Consider the following 18,673-nt stretch of genomic DNA (forward strand, 5'->3'; position numbering starts at 1 on the left):
CTCCTGATCCTGCCTGTGCCGGCCCGTTACTTCTTGCGGGCGTGGCGAGAGCGGACGATGTATTTCTGCGATGCCTTGTTGGACCGCGTGCGCTTGCCCTTTGTCGGCTTGCCCCAGGGGGTCACCGGGTGACGGCCGCCCGAAGTGCGTCCTTCACCACCGCCGTGCGGATGGTCGATCGGGTTCATCGCCACACCGCGAACACTCGGCCGACGTCCAAGCCAACGCGACCGTCCGGCCTTGCCGAGGCTCACATTGGAATGATCCGGGTTGGAGACGGCGCCGACTGTCGCCATGCACACACCCTGAACCAGACGCTGCTCGCCAGATCCGAGACGCAGAACCGTATAGCCCTGGTCACGTCCGACGATCTGCGCGTAGGCGCCCGCTGAGCGCGCCATCTGGCCGCCACGGCCCGGCTTCAACTCAACATTATGCACGATCGTGCCGACCGGCATCGCCCGCAGAGGCATGGCGTTGCCCGGCTTCACGTCGATATTCGACTGGCCCGAAACGATGGTGTCGCCCTCGGCGACGCGCTGCGGCGCCAGGATGTACGAAAGCTCGCCGTCCTCGTAGCGCACCAGAGCGATGAATGCCGACCTGTTCGGATCGTATTCGAGGCGCTCCACCGTTGCCGGCACGTCGAACTTGCGACGCTTGAAATCAATGATGCGATAGCTGCGCTTGTGACCACCGCCACGCCGACGCGCCGTCGCCCGACCGAGATTGTTGCGTCCGCCCGACTTTGTCAGACCTTCCGTCAAGCTCTTCTCGGGCTTGCCATTCCAGAGGCCCGAGCGGTCGACGATGACCAGCTGACGCTGGCCCGGCGTACGCGGATTGAAGGTTTTCAAAGCCATCGCTTAAAGACCCGTCGTCACGTCGATCGAGTGCCCTTCCTGAAGGGTCACGATCGCTTTTTTGAAATCGCCCTGCCGGCCTTTGATGCCGCGGAAGCGCTTGGTTTTGCCCTTGCGCAGGAGCGTGTTCACCGCCGTCACTTTGACCTTGAAGAGCTCTTCCACGGCAGCACGGATTTCCGGCTTCGTGGCATCCTTCTTCACCTTGAAGACGACCTGATTGTTCTCAGACGCAAAGGTCGACTTTTCGGTGATCACCGGCGACAGGATTGTGTCGTAGTGTTTGAGGCTGGTCATTTGAACCGCTCCTCCAGCGCCTCGATCGCCGACTTCGTCAAAACCAGCTTCTCGCGACGCAGAATGTCGTAGACGTTGATGCCCTGCACAGGCAGCACATCGACATTGCGCAGATTGCGCGCCGCCTTGGCGAAGTTGTCGTCGAGCTGCGCACCGTCCACGATGAGGACGCTGTTGAGCCCGAGCCCGGCAAATTGAGCGGCGAGACCCTTGGTCTTCGCTTCGCCCGCCTTGGCGTCATCGATGATGATCAGCGTGTCCGTCTGAGCTCGCACAGAAAGGGCGTGCTTCAGAGCAAGAGCGCGAACCTTCTTCGGCAGCTCGATCGCGTGGCTGCGAGCAACCGGACCGTGCGACTTGCCGCCGCCGCGAAACACGCCAGGCTTCTTCGAACCGTGACGGGCGCGACCGGTGCCCTTCTGACGATACATCTTGGCGGTCGTCATCGAGACTTCGCCGCGATCCTTCGCCTTATGCGTACCCGCCTGACGCTTCAGGAGCTGGTAGCGGATCATGCGCTGCAGGAGATCCTGCCGCGGCTCGAGGCCGAAGACCTCGTCCGATACCGACACCTGCCCGGCAGATTCACCGGCGAGCGTGGTGACTTGAAGTTCCATTATTCTGCGCCCCCTTCGGCGGTCTCGGGCGTTGCAGCAGCGCCAGCATCCTTGCGCAGCGCGGCCGGCGTCGGAACGCCCTCAGGCGCCGCCTTCTTGATCGCGTCGCGAACCAAAAGCCAGCCGCCCTTGGCACCCGGAACGGCGCCGCGCACGAGAAGGAGACCCTTCTCGGCGTCGGTGCGGACGATCTGCAGATTCTGCGTCGTCACCCGCGTGTCGCCCATATGACCGGCCATCTTCTTGTTCTTGAAGACCTTGCCCGGATCCTGGCGGTTACCCGTCGAACCATGGGAGCGGTGCGACACGGACACGCCGTGGGTCGCACGCAGACCACCAAAATTGTGCCGCTTCATGGCACCGGCGAAACCCTTACCGATCGAGGTGCCGGTGACGTCGACATACTGACCGGGCAGAAAATGCTCGGCCGTAATCTCGGCCCCGACTTCGATCATGTTTTCCGGGCTCACGCGAAATTCGGCGACCTTACGCTTGGGCTCGACTTCGGCCTTCGCGAAATGGCCGCGCATGGCCTTCACGGTATTCTTCGGCTTGGCGCGCCCGACACCGAGCTGCACGGCCGTGTAGCCGTCCTTCTCCGCTGTGCGCTGAGCGACGACCTGGCAATTGTCGAGCCTCAAAACGGTGACCGGCACCTGTTCGCCGGCTTCCGTGTAGACCCGGGTCATGCCGAGTTTTTTTGCGATGACGCCAGAACGCATCCTGGTCTTCCCTTCGTCAGGTATCCGCTAGAGCTTGATCTCGACGTCGACGCCCGCCGCGAGGTCGAGCTTCATCAAAGCATCGACCGTCTGCGGTGTGGGATCGAGGATGTCGAGCAGGCGCTTGTGCGTGCGGATTTCAAACTGCTCGCGGCTTTTCTTGTCGACATGCGGCGACCGGTTCACCGTGAACTTCTCAATCCGGGTCGGCAGCGGGATCGGCCCGCGGACCTGCGCCCCGGTCCTCTTCGCCGTCGAGACGATTTCCGCCGTCGACGTATCGAGAACGCGGTGATCGAAGGCCTTAAGCCGGATCCGGATGTTCTGTCCGTTCATTTCATTGCCTCACAGACGGGGCGTGGTGTCCGCGGGTGCGAACAAGCCACGCCCGATCGCGGTTACTCGATGATTTCGGAGACGATGCCGGCGCCGACGGTGCGGCCGCCTTCACGGATGGCGAAGCGCAGCTTCTCTTCCATCGCGATCGGCACGATCAGCGTCACGTCCATCGTCACATTGTCGCCCGGCATCACCATCTCGGTGCCTTCCGGCAGCGTCACGACACCCGTCACGTCCGTCGTCCGGAAGTAGAACTGAGGACGGTAGTTGGTGAAGAACGGCGTGTGCCGACCACCCTCTTCCTTCGTCAGAATGTACGCTTCCGCCTTGAACTTCGTGTGCGGCGTCACCGAACCCGGCTTGCACAGGATCTGCCCGCGCTCCACGCCCTCGCGGTCGATGCCGCGAAGCAGCGCGCCGATGTTGTCGCCCGCCTGGCCACTGTCGAGCAGCTTGCGGAACATCTCGACGCCCGTCACCGTCGTCTTGCGGGTGTCGCGGATGCCGACGATCTCGACTTCCTCACCCACCTTGATCTGACCACGCTCCACACGACCCGTCACGACCGTGCCGCGGCCGGAGATCGAGAACACGTCTTCGATCGGCATCAGGAACGGCTGGTCGATCGGACGCTCCGGCGTCGGGATGTAATCGTCGACAGCCGCCATCAGAGCGCGGATCGAATCCTCGCCAAGCGCCTTGTCGCCGTCCTCGAGCGCCACAAGCGCCGAGCCCTTGATCACCGGAATGTCGTCGCCCGGGAATTCGTAGGACGACAGAAGCTCGCGAACCTCGAGCTCGACGAGCTCAAGAAGCTCCTCGTCGTCGACCTGGTCGACCTTGTTCATGTAAACGACAAGCGCCGGAACACCGACCTGACGGGCGAGCAGAATGTGCTCACGCGTCTGCGGCATCGGGCCGTCGGCCGCCGACACAACCAGGATCGCGCCGTCCATCTGCGCCGCGCCCGTGATCATGTTCTTCACATAGTCCGCGTGCCCAGGGCAGTCGACATGTGCGTAGTGACGCTTCTCCGTCTCGTACTCAACATGCGCCGTCGAGATCGTGATGCCGCGCGCCTTCTCTTCCGGCGCCGCATCAATCTGGTCGTAAGCCCGATACTCGCCGAAGAACTTCGTGATCGCCGCCGTCAGCGTCGTCTTGCCATGGTCGACGTGACCGATCGTCCCGATGTTCGCATGCGGCTTCGTGCGCGAAAATTTCTCTTTTGCCATCAGCTCTCTCCGTCTGACTTCTCAACCTGTTTCTGAAGAAATCAGGCGTATTTCGATTGAATTTCCTGGGCGACCTGGCTCGGCACCGGCGAGTAATGGTCGAACTGCATGGTGTACTGGGCACGCCCCTGGCTCATCGAGCGCAGCGTGTTGACGTAACCAAACATGTTGGCAAGCGGCACCATGGCGTTGATGACGGTGGCATTGCCCCGCATCTCCTGGCCCTGCACCTGCCCACGCCGGGAATTGAGGTCACCGATCACAGACCCGGTATAATCCTCCGGCGTCACCACCTCGACCTTCATGACCGGCTCGAGAAGAACCGGCTTGGCCTTCTGGGCACCTTCGCGGAACGCGGCACGAGCCGCGATTTCGAAGGCGAGCACCGAGGAGTCAACGTCATGGTACGCACCGTCGAGGAGCGTCGCCTTGAGGTCGACCATCGGGAAGCCGGCCAGCACACCATTGCCAAGGACGCTTTCCAGGCCCTTCTGGACGCCCGGAATGTATTCCTTCGGCACGTTGCCGCCGACGATCTTGGATTCGAACGCGAAACCCGCACCGGGCTCCTGCGGCTCGAACACGATCTTGACGCGGGCGAACTGGCCCGAACCGCCGCTCTGCTTCTTATGCGTGTAGTCGATCTCGGCAGCCTGCGTGATCGTCTCGCGATACGCCACCTGCGGCTGACCGACATTCGCCGCGACCTTGAACTCGCGCTTCATGCGGTCGACGAGGATGTCGAGATGAAGCTCGCCCATGCCGGCGATGATCGTCTGACCGGATTCCTCGTCCGTCTTCACGCGGAAGGACGGGTCCTCCTGCGCCAGGCGGTTGAGGGCGAGGCCCATCTTCTCCTGGTCAGCCTTGGAATTCGGCTCGATCGCGATCTCGATGACCGGATCCGGGAATTCCATCCGCTCCAGGATGACCGGCTTCACTGGGTCGCAGAGCGTATCACCCGTCGTCGTGTCCTTAAGACCGACGAGCGCGACAATGTCGCCAGCGAACGCTTCCTTGATCTCTTCACGGTTGTTGGAGTGCATGAGAAGCATACGACCGATGCGCTCGCGCTTTTCCTTCACCGTGTTCATCAGGCTGGCACCCGATTCGAGCTTGCCCGAATAGATGCGGGCGAAGGTCAGAGAGCCGACGAACGGGTCGTTCATGATCTTGAACGCGAGCATCGAGAGCGGCTCGTCGTCCGAGGAGACGCGCTTGACCTCTTCGCCATTCTTCGGGTCGATGCCGCGGATCGCGTGCACTTCGACCGGGCTCGGCAGATAGTCGACGACCGCGTCGAGCAGAAGCTGAACGCCCTTGTTCTTGAAAGCCGAGCCGGCAAGGATCGGGAAGAACTGCACGGCGCAGGTGCCCTTGCGGACGAGCCGGCGGATCGTGTCGTTGTCCGGCATGTTGCCTTCGAGATAGGCTTCCATGACGGTGTCGTCGAGCTCGACAACGGTCTCGATGAGCTTCTCGCGCCACTCATCGGCCCGATCGCGAAGATCCTCTGGGATTTCCACGTCGTCCCACTGTGCGCCGAGCGTCTCGTCGCGCCAGAGGCGAGCGTTCATCTCGATGAGATCGACGACGCCCTTGAAGTCGCTTTCCGCGCCGACCGGCAGCTGAAGAACCAGCGGCTGAGCACCGAGACGATCCTCGATCATCTCCACGCAGCGGTAAAAGTCGGCGCCGATCTTATCCATCTTGTTGACGAAGATCATGCGCGGAACTTTGTACTTGTCCGCCTGGCGCCAAACCGTCTCGGTCTGCGGCTCGACGCCGGCATTGGCGTCGAGAAGAGCAATCGCACCGTCGAGCACACGCAGCGAACGCTCGACTTCAATCGTGAAGTCGACGTGGCCTGGCGTGTCGATGATGTTGAGGCGCCGCTTCTTGCCGTCGCGACCCGCCCAGAAGGTGGTCGTCGCAGCCGACGTGATCGTGATGCCCCGCTCCTGCTCCTGCTCCATCCAGTCCATGGTGGCGGCGCCCTCATGGACCTCGCCCATCTTATGGCTCTTGCCGGTGTAGAAGAGGATCCGCTCCGTCGTCGTGGTCTTTCCGGCATCAATGTGCGCCATGATGCCGAAATTGCGGTAGTCCTCGATCTTATAGTCGCGTGGCATGTGGGGCCCCGTTTCTTTCGGTTACCAGCGGTAATGCGAGAAGGCGCGGTTCGCTTCCGCCATGCGGTGCGTATCTTCGCGCTTCTTCACCGCATTTCCGCGGTTGTTGGCAGCGTCCATGAGCTCGCCGGAAAGGCGCTCCTTCATGGTCCGCTCATTACGGCCGCGGGCGGCCGTGATCAGCCAGCGAATGGCCAGCGCCTGACGGCGATCCACCCGGACTTCGACCGGCACCTGGTACGTCGCACCACCGACACGGCGGGAGCGCACTTCCACATGCGGCATGACGTTGTCGAGCGCCTGATGGAAGACGGCGACAGGATCCTGGCGCATCCGGCCTTCCACACTCTCGAGCGCCCCATAGACGATCGATTCAGCGGCCGACTTCTTACCGTGATACATCACGGAGTTCATGAACTTGGAGATCACCCGATCCCCATACTTCGGATCGGGATTGATTTCCCGCTTGTCTGCACGACGGCGTCGCGACATCGCCCCTCTCCTTACTTCGGCCGCTTGGCGCCGTACTTCGAACGACGCTGGCGACGGTCTTTGACGCCCTGCGTATCGAGGACGCCGCGCAGAATGTGATAGCGAACACCCGGAAGGTCCTTCACGCGCCCGCCGCGGATCATCACCACGGAGTGCTCCTGAAGATTATGGCCCTCGCCCGGGATATAGCCGACGACTTCGTAGCCGTTGGTGAGGCGCACCTTGGCAACCTTACGCAGCGCGGAGTTCGGCTTCTTCGGCGTCGTCGTGTAGACGCGCGTGCACACACCGCGCTTCTGCGGATTGGCCTCGAGCGCCGGCACCTTGTTACGCCGCGGCTTGTCGTGACGCGGCTTGCGGATGAGCTGGTTGATCGTCGGCATTAATATGTCCGGCTTCCGTTCTATCGAATCCCTCACGAACACGACATGAATCGCGCCGCATCACCTTTAGAAGGTTGCAGCGCTCGAAACAGAGGATTGCGGGAGACCGCAATCATGATCCAAAACTCGTATCGCATTCAAACCCGGGCAGCGTTTAAGCCTTGTAGTCTCGCGCAATGGACGCACGAAACAGGGCTTGGCTTACCGCCTGCCCCTTGGGTGGTGCTCATCTAGCCAGTGGTAGGGTTCGCGTCAACCCCGAGGCCCGGGTTTTCTTAACGTTTGCGGCGTCAGGGCCCGGAATCGACGATTCAAAGCTCGCTTTGGCGCCGGCCTGGCCACAGGATCCATCGCAGCAGGGCGAAATGTTCGCCGATCGCCTCCGAAAGGCGGCCGCATGCGATTCTAATCGAAAGAGAATCGCTCCCACAAGAGCTGCGAGGCCCGAAATTCACGGAAAACGAATCGCCGGGACCTCTAGCCACCTGGCGCTCCGATTCGCCGAGCGCGACAGATACCGTCGACTAAACAAAAAAAGGCCGGCGCTACGGCCGGCCCTTTTGTTGAACTGAAAATCTGCCTCAGTTGAGGTACGGGATCGCTGCGATCGTCGCGTACCCGAACGTCAACCCGAAAAACAGCAGGGTGCGTTTGACAAGGTGTCCGGCCATCTATCCTGTTCCGTTGAGTTCTGGTTCCCCTCGGCCCCGTTAACGGCGGGCGGCCGAAAAGGTTCATCCCCAGAGACTGATCTTGTGAGCCTTGCGGCGGTTTTTCGCCGGCCGCGCTGCTCTAAAGGAATAGCCGGCCTGCACAAGCGATTTTCACGCGAGAAAATGTCGAGGAAGTAAATGGTTCACAGTTCGCTCGGGCCTGTGCTCCGCCGGCCACAGAGGTCGCGTCTGCGGCGCCCCGACGCAGCCGTATAACGCGAAAGCCCCGGCGCTCGGCCGGGGCTTTCAAACTCAACGGAGACCCTTCGAAGGGCTATTCGGCCGCGTCGACCGGGGCTCCCTCGCCGCCGCTCAGATCGACGAGAGCGGACTTGGCGGAGATCTCCGCCCGCTTGCGCTCGTCCTCGGCGATGAGCTCGTCCCGCCGCTGAGCGATCGCGCGCAGCCGCGCAATCGCGCCGCCGGTACCGGCCGGGATAAGGCGGCCGACGATGACGTTCTCCTTGAGGCCTTCGAGCGTATCGATCTTGCCGTTGACGGCAGCATCGGTGAGCACCCGAGTGGTCTCCTGGAAGGAGGCCGCGGAGATGAACGAGCGGGTCTGCAGGCTCGCTTTGGTGATACCCAGCAGCACCGGCACGCCTTCGGCGGTCCGCTTGCCCTCTTCGTGGAGACGCGCATTGATCGCATCGAGCTCGATACGGTCGACCTGCTCGCCCGAGATGAGGTCGCTGTCGCCCTGCTCGGTGATCTCGACCTTCTGCAGCATCTGGCGAACGATCACCTCGATGTGCTTGTCGTTGATCAACACGCCCTGCAGTCGGTAGACCTCCTGGATCTCGTTGACGAGGTAAGCCGCAAGCTCTTCCACGCCCTTGATCGCCAGGATGTCGTGCGGGGCCGGCAGACCATCGAGAATGAAGTCGCCCTTCTCGATCACGTCGCCTTCCTGCAGATGGAACGGCCGTCCCTTCGGGATCAGATATTCCACCGGCTCGCCTTCACCATCGACAGGCTCGATCACGATACGCCGCTTGTTCTTATAATCGCGGCCAAAGCGGACCATACCTGCCTGCTCGGCAATGATGGCGTGATCCTTCGGACGTCGCGCTTCGAAGAGCTCCGCCACCCGCGGCAGACCGCCGGTGATGTCGCGCGTCTTGGCGCTTTCAAGCGGGATACGTGCCAGCACATCGCCCGGTGCCACCTCGTCTCCCGGCTCCACCGAGAGAATGGCATCGACCGAGAGCTGGTAGCGGGCGTCGCCGCCACGCTCGAGCTTCGCCGGCTCGCCGTTCGCATCGAAGACGACGAGAGCAGGCTTCAGGTTCGCCCCACGCGGGCTTGCCCGCCAGTCGATGACGACGCGCTTCGTGATGCCGGTCGATTCGTCGGCCGTCTCCGTCACGGAGGCGCCTTCGACCATATCCTCAAACGACACCTTGCCGCCGACTTCCGTCACGATCGGCCGGGTATACGGATCCCATTCGGCAATCCGCTGCCCCCGCTTGATCGTGTCGCCCTCGTCCACGAACAGCTTGGCGCCGTACGGGACGCGGTGGCTCGACCGCTCCTTGCCCTTCTCGTCGAGAATGGCGACCTGCATGTTGCGGCCCATGGCGATGAGCCGGCCTTCGGAATTGCGCACCACAGAACGGTTGCGAATTTCGACCGTGCCCTCGAACGTCGATTCCAGGAACGACTGGTCGACCACCTGCGCGGTACCGCCGATGTGGAAGGTCCGCATGGTGAGCTGCGTTCCCGGCTCGCCGATCGACTGCGCCGCGATGACGCCGACGGCCTCGCCCATATTGACCGGCGTACCGCGAGCCAGATCGCGACCGTAGCACTTGCCGCAGACGCCGTATTTGGTCTCGCAGGTGAGAACCGAACGAATGAGCACGGATTGCACGCCGGCCGCCTCGATCGCTTCCACATGCCGCTCTTCGATGAGCTCGCCCTTCGGGACAATGATCTCGCCCGTCGCAGCATCCGTCACGTCTTCGGCTGCCGTGCGTCCAAGGACGCGCTGGCCGATCGTCGCGACAACCTGACCCGCATCGACAATCGCCTGCATGGTGAGGCCGTTCTCCGAGCCGCAATCCGTCTCGGTGATGATGCAGTCCTGGGCCACGTCGACGAGACGGCGCGTGAGATAACCCGAGTTCGCCGTCTTCAAAGCGGTGTCGGCCAGACCCTTTCGGGCACCGTGCGTGGAGTTGAAGTACTCCAGAACCGACAGGCCTTCCTTGAAGTTGGAGATGATCGGGCTCTCGATGATCTCGCCGGACGGCTTGGCCATCAGGCCACGCATGCCCGCCAGCTGCTTCATCTGAGCAGGAGAGCCACGCGCACCGGAATGCGACATCATGTAGATGGAGTTGACCTGCTTCTGGCGCCCGGTCTCTTCATCGAATTCGACCGCCTGGATCTTCTTCATCATCTCGTCGGCGACCTTGTCGGTGCACTTCGCCCACGCGTCGACGACCTTGTTGTACTTCTCGCCCTGAGTGATCAGGCCGTCGTTGTACTGCTGCTCATATTCGGCCGCGAGCTGACGCGTCTCTTCGACGAGCGCCGTCTTCGCCTCCGGAATGACCATGTCATCCTTGCCGAACGAAATGCCGGCGCGGGCCGCCTGACGGAAGCCGAGCTGCATGATCCGGTCGCAGAAGATCACGGTCTCTTTCTGGCCCGTATGCCGGTAGACCGTATCGATCGTCCGGCTGATCTCCTTCTTCGTCATCAGCTTGTTGCAGATGTCGAACGGGATGGCCGGATGCTTCGGAAGAAGCTCGCCGATCAGCATACGCCCAGGCGTTGTCTCGTAGATCTTCGAGTTCGGCTCGCCATCCGGGCCGATCCCCTTGTAGCGACCCTTGATCTTCGTGTGCAGCGTCACCGCACCGACCTCGAGCGCATGATGCAGCTCGTTGATCGAGCCGAACAGCATCCCCTCGCCCGGCTCGTTGTCCTGCATCACCGAGAGATAATAGAGGCCAAGAACGATATCCTGCGACGGCACGATGATCGGCTGACCATTCGCCGGGTGCAGAATGTTGTTGGTCGACATCATCAGGACGCGGGCTTCGAGCTGTGCTTCCAGCGACAGCGGCACGTGGACCGCCATCTGGTCGCCGTCGAAGTCGGCATTGAAGGCTGCGCAGACGAGCGGATGCAGCTGGATCGCCTTGCCTTCCACCAGCACCGGCTCGAAAGCCTGAATGCCGAGGCGGTGCAAGGTCGGCGCCCGGTTCAGCATCACCGGATGCTCGCGGATGACCTCGTCGAGGATATCCCAGACTTCCGGCTTCTCCTTTTCCACCAGCTTCTTCGCCTGCTTCACCGTGGCCGAATAGCCCTTGGCGTCGAGGCGCGAATAGATGAACGGCTTGAACAGCTCGAGCGCCATCTTCTTCGGCAAGCCGCACTGGTGCAGCTTCATCTCCGGGCCGACCACGATGACCGAACGGCCGGAATAGTCGACGCGCTTGCCGAGAAGGTTCTGCCGGAAGCGGCCCTGCTTGCCCTTCAGCATGTCGGAGAGCGACTTCAGCGGGCGCTTGTTGGTGCCCGTGATGACGCGGCCACGACGGCCGTTGTCGAACAGCGCGTCGACGGATTCCTGCAGCATCCGCTTTTCGTTGCGGATGATGATGTCCGGCGCACGAAGCTCGATGAGGCGCTTCAGGCGGTTGTTGCGGTTGATGACGCGGCGATAGAGATCATTGAGATCCGACGTCGCGAAACGGCCGCCATCGAGCGGCACGAGCGGACGCAGATCCGGCGGAATGACCGGAACGACCGTCATCACCATCCATTCCGGACGGTTGCCGGACGCCATGAAGGCCTCGATGACCTTGAGGCGTTTGGCGAGCTTCTTCGGCTTCAGCTCCGTCGTCGCTTCGGCGATCTCCTGGCGCAGGCGCACGGCCTCCGTCTCGAGATCGATCGCCATCAACAGCTCGCGCACGGCCTCCGCGCCGATCATGGCGGTGAAGCTGTCGGCACCGTACTGATCCTGCGCCTCGAGATACTCGTCTTCGGAGAGCAACTGCTTCTCCTGGAGCGGCGTGATGCCCGGCTCAACGACGATGTAGTTCTCGAAATAAAGGACGCGCTCGATGTCCTTCAGCGTCATGTCGAGCATGAGGCCGATGCGGGACGGCAGCGACTTCAAGAACCAGATATGAGCAACCGGAGCGGCGAGCTCGATATGGCCCATACGCTCGCGCCGAACGCGCGCGAGCGTCACTTCCACACCGCACTTTTCGCAGATGATGCCCTTATACTTCATCCGCTTGTACTTGCCGCACAGGCACTCATAGTCCTTGATCGGGCCAAAGATGCGCGCGCAGAACAGACCGTCGCGTTCAGGCTTGAACGTCCGGTAGTTGATGGTTTCCGGCTTTTTGATCTCGCCGTAAGACCAAGACAGAATCTTCTCAGGGCTCGCGAGCGAAATTCGAATCTGATCGAACGTCTGCTGCTGCGCCTGCGGGCTGAAGATGTTCATGACCTCTTGGTTCATAGGGTCATTCTCCTTGCCAATGTTCCTCGCGCCGCACCAAGCGACGCCGCGCCGCCGGGGGAAGCGGCTGGGTTAGTCTGGTCGAGGCAATGGGATGCCGCACTATTCTGCGGCATCCTTGTCGTAACTCTGTGGCAGAGAACGCATCTTCTCGGAATCTTCCAGATCGACGCTGAGGCCGAGCGAACGCATCTCTTTGACGAGAACGTTGAAGCTCTCCGGGATACCCGCTTCAAAGGTATCGTCGCCTCTGACGATCGCTTCGTAGACCTTGGTACGGCCCGCGACGTCGTCCGATTTCACCGTCAGCATCTCTTGCAAGGTATAGGCCGCGCCGTAAGCTTCCAGGGCCCAGACCTCCATTTCGCCGAAACGCTGTCCGCCGAACTGCGCCTTACCGCCCAGCGGCTGCTGGGTGACGAGCGAGTACGGGCCGATCGAGCGTGCATGGATCTTGTCGTCGACGAGATGGTGCAGCTTCAGCATGTAGATGTAGCCGACCGTGACGTTACGATCGAACGGTTCGCCGGTTTTGCCGTCGAAGAGCTGCGCCTGGCCCGAGCGGTTGAGACCCGCCTTTTCCAGAAGCTCGTCGATATCGGCCTCTTTGGCACCGTCGAAGACCGGGGTCGCAATCGGCACACCGGTGGTGAGCTGATGACCGAGACGCACGACCGATTCATCGTCGAACGACGAGATCTTCTCGTTCTTGTCGTTGTCGTCGTAGATGCCCGACAGATGTGAGCGCAAAGGCTGCACGTCGCCGCTCTTGCGGTAGGCTTCCACGAGTTCGCCGATCTGCTTGCCGAGATTGGCGCAAGCCCAGCCGAGATGCGTCTCGAGAATCTGTCCGACATTCATGCGGCTCGGCACGCCGAGCGGATTGAGCACGATATCGGCATGCGTCCCGTCTGCCAGGAACGGCATGTCCTCGACCGGCACGATCTTCGACACGACACCCTTGTTGCCATGCCGGCCGGCCATCTTGTCGCCAGGCTGGATCTTGCGCTTCACAGCGACGAAGACCTTGACCATCTTCATGACGCCAGGAGGCAGCTCGTCACCGCGCTGCAGCTTCTCCACCTTGTCGATGAAGCGGTTTTCCAGACGCTTGCGGCTCTCGTCGTACTGCTGCTTCAGGCCCTCGATGTCCGACATCTTCTTGTCGTCGCCGACGGCGAACAGCCACCACTGCGAGCGGGGATATTCTGCCATCACCTCATCGGTGATTTCAGTGCCCTTCTTGAAGCCCTTCGGTCCGGCGGCACCCGCCTCGCCGCGCAGCATGTCGGCCAGACGGCCGTAGATGTTGCGGTCGAGGATCGACTGCTCGTCGTCGCGGTCCTTGGCGAGACGCTCGATCTCTTCGCGCTCGATCGCCATCGCGCGCTCGTCCTTCTCCACGCCGTGGCGGTTGAAGACGCGCACTTCCACGATGGTGCCGTAGGTTCCTGGCGGCATGCGGAGCGAGGTGTCCCGCACATCCGAGGCCTTCTCGCCGAAAATCGCGCGCAGGAGCTTCTCTTCCGGCGTGATCGGGCTTTCGCCCTTCGGCGTGATCTTGCCGACCAGAATGTCGCCCGGCTGCACTTCCGCACCGATATAGACGATGCCCGCCTCGTCGAGATTGCGAAGCGCCTCTTCCGAGACGTTCGGAATATCGCGCGTGATCTCTTCCGGACCGAGTTTCGTGTCGCGCGCCATCACCTCGAATTCCTCGATATGGATCGAGGTGAAGACGTCGTCGCGAACGATCCGCTCCGACAGGAGGATGGAATCCTCGAAGTTGTAGCCGTTCCACGGCATGAACGCGACGAGCACGTTCCGGCCGAGCGCCAGATCACCGATATCCGTCGACGGACCGTCAGCGATCACCTCGCCCTTGCGCACTTGCTCGCCGACCCGCACCAGCGGACGCTGCGTGATGCAGGTGTTCTGGTTGGACCGCTGGAACTTCTGCAGCCGGTAGATGTCGACACCGGACTTTGAGGTGTCGATCTCTTCCGTGGCCCGAATGACGATACGCGTCGCGTCGACCTGATCGACGACGCCGGTCCGCCTTGCCGTAATCGCTGCACCGGAATCGCGCGCCACGATCGGCTCCATGCCGGTGCCGACGAGCGGCGCTTCGGCGCGCACCAGAGGCACGGCCTGCCGCTGCATGTTCGATCCCATGAGCGCGCGGTTGGCGTCGTCGTTTTCCAGGAACGGAATGAGCGCGGCCGCCACCGAAACGAGCTGCTTCGGCGACACGTCCATGAGGTCGACCTTGTCGCGCGACACCATCGAGACGTCGCCGCTATGACGGCAGGTGACGAGCTCGTTGGCGAACCGTCCCTCGTCGTCGAGCTGAGCGTTCGCCTGGGCGACCGTGTACTTCGCCTCTTCCATGGCCGAGAGATAGACGACTTCGTCCGTCACCTTGCCTTCGACGATCCGCCGATACGGGCTTTCGATGAAGCCGTATTTGTTGACGCGCGCAAAAGTGGCGAGCGAGTTGATGAGGCCGATATTCGGGCCTTCCGGCGTCTCGATCGGGCAGATGCGGCCGTAATGGGTCGGATGCACGTCGCGCACTTCGAAGCCGGCCCGCTCACGCGTCAGACCACCCGGACCAAGCGCCGACAGGCGCCGCTTGTGGGTGATTTCCGACAGCGGATTGGTCTGGTCCATGAACTGCGACAGCTGCGACGAACCGAAGAACTCGCGCACCGCGGCGGCCGCCGGCTTGGCGTTGATCAGATCCTGCGGCATCACCGTGTCGATCTCGACCGACGACATGCGCTCCTTGATCGCGCGCTCCATGCGCAGAAGGCCGACACGGTACTGATTTTCCATCAGCTCGCCGACCGAACGCACGCGGCGATTGCCGAGATTGTCGATGTCGTCGATCTCGCCGCGACCGTCACGCAGGTCGAGGAGCATGCGGATGACCGCAAGGATGTCCTCCTTGCGCAGGACCCGCATCGTGTCCTCGGTCTGAAGGTCGAGGCGCATGTTCATCTTCACGCGGCCGACCGCAGAGAGGTCGTAGCGCTCCGGATCGAAGAACAGCGACTGGAACATCGCCTCTGCCGTCTCGATCGTCGGCGGCTCGCCCGGGCGCATCACACGATAGATGTCGAACAGCGCGTCCTCGCGGCTCTCGTTCTTATCGGCCGCCAGCGTGTTGCGCATGTAAGCGCCGACATTGACGTGATCGATCTCGAGAAGCGCGATCTCGTTGCGATTGAGCTCGCGAAGCTGGTCGAGCATCTTCTCGGAGACCTCGTCGCCGGCCTCCGCATAGATCTCGCCCGTCTCGAAGTTGACGATGTCCTCGCCGAGGAAACGGCCGAGAACCTGCTCGTCGGAAACGACCAGCGACTTGACGCCCTTTTCCACCAGCTGACGCGCCAGACGGGCGGTGATCTTCTTGCCGGCCTCGACGACGACTTCGCCGCTCGCGGCGTCGACATAGTCTTCGCTCGCCTTCGTCCCACGCAGCTTTTCCGGGTCGAAAGGAACGATCCAGCCGTTGTCACCGCGCGTCGCCGTCACGATGTCGTAGAAGGTCGAGAGGATTTCCTCGCCGTCCATCCCGAGCGCCATCAAAAGCGACGTGACCGGAATCTTGCGGCGGCGGTCGATGCGCGCATGCACGACGTCCTTGGCGTCGAACTCGATGTCGAGCCAGGAGCCGCGATACGGAATGATGCGGGCGGCAAACAAAAGCTTGCCCGAGGAGTGCGTCTTGCCCTTGTCGTGGTCGAAGAAGACACCCGGCGAGCGATGCATCTGGGAGACGATGACGCGCTCGGTGCCGTTGATGATGAACGTGCCGTTGTCGGTCATCAGCGGCATGTCGCCCATATAGACGTCCTGCTCTTTGATGTCCTTGACGGACTTCGCACCCGTATCCTCGTCCACATCGAAGACGATCAGCCGCAGCGTCACCTTGAGCGGCGCGGCGTAGGTTATGTCACGCTGCCGGCATTCGTCGGTGTCGTATTTCGGCGGCTCGAATTCGTAGCGCACAAACTCCAGCATCGCCTGGCCGGAGAAGTCCGTGATCGGGAAAACGGACTTGAAGACGGCCTGAATGCCTTCGTCGCCGCGGCCGCCCTCTGGCTCTTCCACCATGAGAAACTGATCGTAGGAGGATTTCTGCACCTCGATCAGGTTCGGCATCTCGGCCGCTTCGGTGATGTGACCAAAGAACTTGCGGATGCGGCGGCGGCCGGAAAAGCTTGCGGTCTGAACGGCAGTGTTCGCCATGGATGGTCCTCGTCCTCGCTCGGAGCGGATGTTGACGGCTGTCTGGAGGGTCGCCATGACGGGCGACCATCGAGAAAGCCTGCGGGCGGCCCCGCGTTTGTGCGGGACCGCCCAATCTCAAACGCACAAAACTCTGTGCGCCAACAGAAGCTTACTTGAGCTCGACGGTAGCGCCGGCTTCTTCGAGCTTCTTCTTGATCTCTTCGGCCTCGGCCTTGGAGGCCGCTTCCTTGACCGGCTTCGGAGCGCCTTCGACGAGATCCTTCGCCTCTTTCAGTCCGAGGCCGGTGATGGCGCGGACTTCCTTGATGACGTTGATCTTCTTGTCGCCGGCAGAGGCGAGGATGACGTCGAACTCATCCTTTTCCTCTTCCGCGGCAGCCTCGCCGCCGGCAGCGCCACCGGCAGCCGCAACGGCAACCGGAGCAGCGGCGGAGACGCCCCACTTCTCTTCCAGCATCTTGGAGAGCTCAGCGGCCTCCAGCACGGTCAGGTTGGACAGATCGTCCACAATCTTAGCAAGATCAGCCATTTACTCAGTTCCTTGTCGGTTCGAACCGGATTGGTCTCTTCAAGGTCGGCCTCAAGCCGCCTCGTCCTTTTTCGCGTACGCTCCGAAAACCCGGGCAAGCTGTCCGGCCGGCGCCTGAGTGACACCCGCAAGGCGGGTGGCAGGCGTGTTGATCATGCCGACCAGCTTGGCACGCAGCTCATCCAGCGACGGAAGCTTGGCAAGTGCCTCCACTCCGTCCTTGTCCAGGTTGGTTGCACCCATGGCGCCGCCGAGAATGACGAACTTCTCCTTCGCCTTGGCGAAGTCTGCGGCGACTTTGGGGGCAGCGACGGGATCATCTGAATAGGCGATGACCGTCGGACCCTGGAACAGATCGCTGATATGCTCGGCGTCCGTGCCCTTCAGAGCGAGCTTGACGAGGCGGTTCTTGACCACCTTGAGGCTCCCGCCCGCAGCGCGCATGCGACCGCGAAGGTCGGTCATGTCGGCGACGGTCAGGCCGGAATAGTGGGCAACGACCACAACGCCCGTGTCCGAAAACACGCCGTTGAGGCTGTCGACCATTTCGCTTTTCTGCGCTCTATCCACTGCCTCTTCCTCATCTGCCTCCCCACCTTTTGACAGGGAGACGGCTTCGCTTCTGCCGCCCTGCCCTTGCGGGCCACTCCTTGCGGAGAGGGCGGCGGTGAACGCCTGTCCCCCTGCCTTCGCGACGGAAGGCGCGGGCCCCGGAAACCCGGGGGCTGAGGTTCGAACCGACTGCCTTTCGGCGAATTCGGCCCATCACCGTCTCATGCAGGCCCTTCGTGACACTCGGGCTTAAGAGGACAAAATTCCTCACCTGCAGTCTCGGACAGGTCGGCCGCCGGCTTGCCGGCGGCCTTTCCGGCCGGATCGCTCCGGCTGGAATTTCTACTCAGCTCGCGGAAAGCGAGCTGACGTCGATTTTGACACCAGGTCCCTGCGTCGAAGCGATCGTCACGCGCTGAAGGTACGATCCCTTGGCGCCGCTCGGCTTGGCGCGGTTGACCGCCTCAGTGAACGCGCGGAGGTTTTCGACGAGCGCCTCCTCGCTGAACGAGGCCTTCCCGATACCGGCGTGAACGATACCCGCCTTCTCGACGCGGAACTCCACCGAACCGCCCTTGGCGTCCTTGACGGCCTTGGCAACGTCCATCGTGACGCTTCCGACCTTCGGGTTCGGCATCATGCCGCGCGGCCCGAGAATCTTGCCGAGACGACCGACGAGCGGCATCATGTCCGGCGTGGCGATGACCCGATCGAAGTTGATTTGGCCATTCTGAACCTGTTCTACAAGGTCTTCCGCCCCGACGACGTCGGCACCGGCCTTCTGCGCATCGTCGGCCTTTTCGCCACGCGCGAAGACGGCGACGCGGACCGTACGGCCCGTACCGTTCGGCAGCGAGACGACGCCACGCACCATCTGGTCGGCGTGACGCGGATCGACACCGAGATTGAACGCCACCTCGACGGTTTCGTCGAACTTCGCCTTGGCGCGCTCTTTGACCATGCGGACCGCCTCATCGGCGGCGTAGAGCTTTTCGCGATCGATGCCTTCCGAGATCGACTGCATACGCTTTGCTACTTTCGCCATGA

General features: G+C 62.2%; 14 protein-coding genes. All 14 read right to left on the reverse strand.

Features of this window, described 5'->3' with window-relative positions; all coding sequences use genetic code 11:
* Positions 1-26: 26 nt before the first annotated feature.
* Positions 27-863 (reverse strand): 50S ribosomal protein L2, encoded by an 837-nt coding sequence (gene rplB, locus L0F51_RS05290; RefSeq protein ID WP_128294261.1) that lies wholly within the window; start codon positions 861-863, stop codon positions 27-29.
* A gap of 3 nt (positions 864-866) precedes the next feature.
* Complete coding sequence (locus L0F51_RS05295; RefSeq protein ID WP_092816565.1) at positions 867-1,160, reverse strand: 50S ribosomal protein L23; 294 nt, start codon at positions 1,158-1,160, stop codon at positions 867-869.
* Positions 1,157-1,777, reverse strand: coding sequence for a 50S ribosomal protein L4 (gene rplD, locus L0F51_RS05300; protein WP_234628246.1), 621 nt, complete (start codon positions 1,775-1,777; stop codon positions 1,157-1,159). Before rplD ends, L0F51_RS05295 begins: the two co-directional genes overlap by 4 nt.
* Entirely contained in the window at positions 1,777-2,499 is a 723-nt protein-coding gene (gene rplC, locus L0F51_RS05305) for a 50S ribosomal protein L3 (protein WP_234628247.1), read from the reverse strand. The genes rplD and rplC overlap by 1 nt, the downstream gene beginning before the upstream one ends.
* 27 nt (positions 2,500-2,526) lie before the next feature.
* Positions 2,527-2,835, reverse strand: coding sequence for a 30S ribosomal protein S10 (gene rpsJ, locus L0F51_RS05310; RefSeq protein WP_092816559.1), 309 nt, complete (start codon positions 2,833-2,835; stop codon positions 2,527-2,529).
* Positions 2,836-2,897: 62 nt separating this feature from the next.
* Positions 2,898-4,073, reverse strand: coding sequence for an elongation factor Tu (gene tuf, locus L0F51_RS05315; protein WP_234628248.1), 1,176 nt, complete (start codon positions 4,071-4,073; stop codon positions 2,898-2,900).
* Positions 4,074-4,114: 41 nt separating this feature from the next.
* Positions 4,115-6,205: an elongation factor G gene (fusA, locus tag L0F51_RS05320; RefSeq protein WP_234628249.1), complete on the reverse strand. Its 2,091-nt coding sequence runs from the start codon at positions 6,203-6,205 to the stop codon at positions 4,115-4,117.
* Between the two features lie 21 nt (positions 6,206-6,226).
* The gene (rpsG, locus tag L0F51_RS05325) at positions 6,227-6,697 is read right to left on the reverse strand and encodes a 30S ribosomal protein S7 (protein WP_092816690.1); all 471 of its coding nucleotides are present in this window, start codon (positions 6,695-6,697) and stop codon (positions 6,227-6,229) included.
* Positions 6,698-6,708: 11 nt separating this feature from the next.
* Positions 6,709-7,080: a 30S ribosomal protein S12 gene (gene rpsL / locus L0F51_RS05330; protein ID WP_026381892.1), complete on the reverse strand. Its 372-nt coding sequence runs from the start codon at positions 7,078-7,080 to the stop codon at positions 6,709-6,711.
* Positions 7,081-8,067: 987 nt separating this feature from the next.
* A complete protein-coding gene (rpoC, locus tag L0F51_RS05335; RefSeq protein WP_234628250.1) occupies positions 8,068-12,285 on the reverse strand; it encodes a DNA-directed RNA polymerase subunit beta' in 4,218 nt (1,405 codons plus the stop codon).
* Between the two features lie 102 nt (positions 12,286-12,387).
* Complete coding sequence (gene rpoB / locus L0F51_RS05340; RefSeq protein ID WP_234628251.1) at positions 12,388-16,542, reverse strand: DNA-directed RNA polymerase subunit beta; 4,155 nt, start codon at positions 16,540-16,542, stop codon at positions 12,388-12,390.
* 151 nt (positions 16,543-16,693) lie between these two features.
* Positions 16,694-17,074, reverse strand: coding sequence for a 50S ribosomal protein L7/L12 (gene rplL / locus L0F51_RS05345; protein WP_092816657.1), 381 nt, complete (start codon positions 17,072-17,074; stop codon positions 16,694-16,696).
* Positions 17,075-17,125: 51 nt separating this feature from the next.
* Entirely contained in the window at positions 17,126-17,644 is a 519-nt protein-coding gene (rplJ, locus tag L0F51_RS05350) for a 50S ribosomal protein L10 (RefSeq protein ID WP_128293441.1), read from the reverse strand.
* 328 nt (positions 17,645-17,972) lie between these two features.
* A complete protein-coding gene (rplA, locus tag L0F51_RS05355) occupies positions 17,973-18,671 on the reverse strand; it encodes a 50S ribosomal protein L1 (protein ID WP_234628252.1) in 699 nt (232 codons plus the stop codon).
* Positions 18,672-18,673: the final 2 nt, after the last annotated feature.

The sequence above is a fragment of the Afifella sp. H1R genome (genome assembly GCF_021462425.1).
Classification (GTDB): domain Bacteria; phylum Pseudomonadota; class Alphaproteobacteria; order Rhizobiales; family Afifellaceae; genus Afifella; species Afifella aestuarii.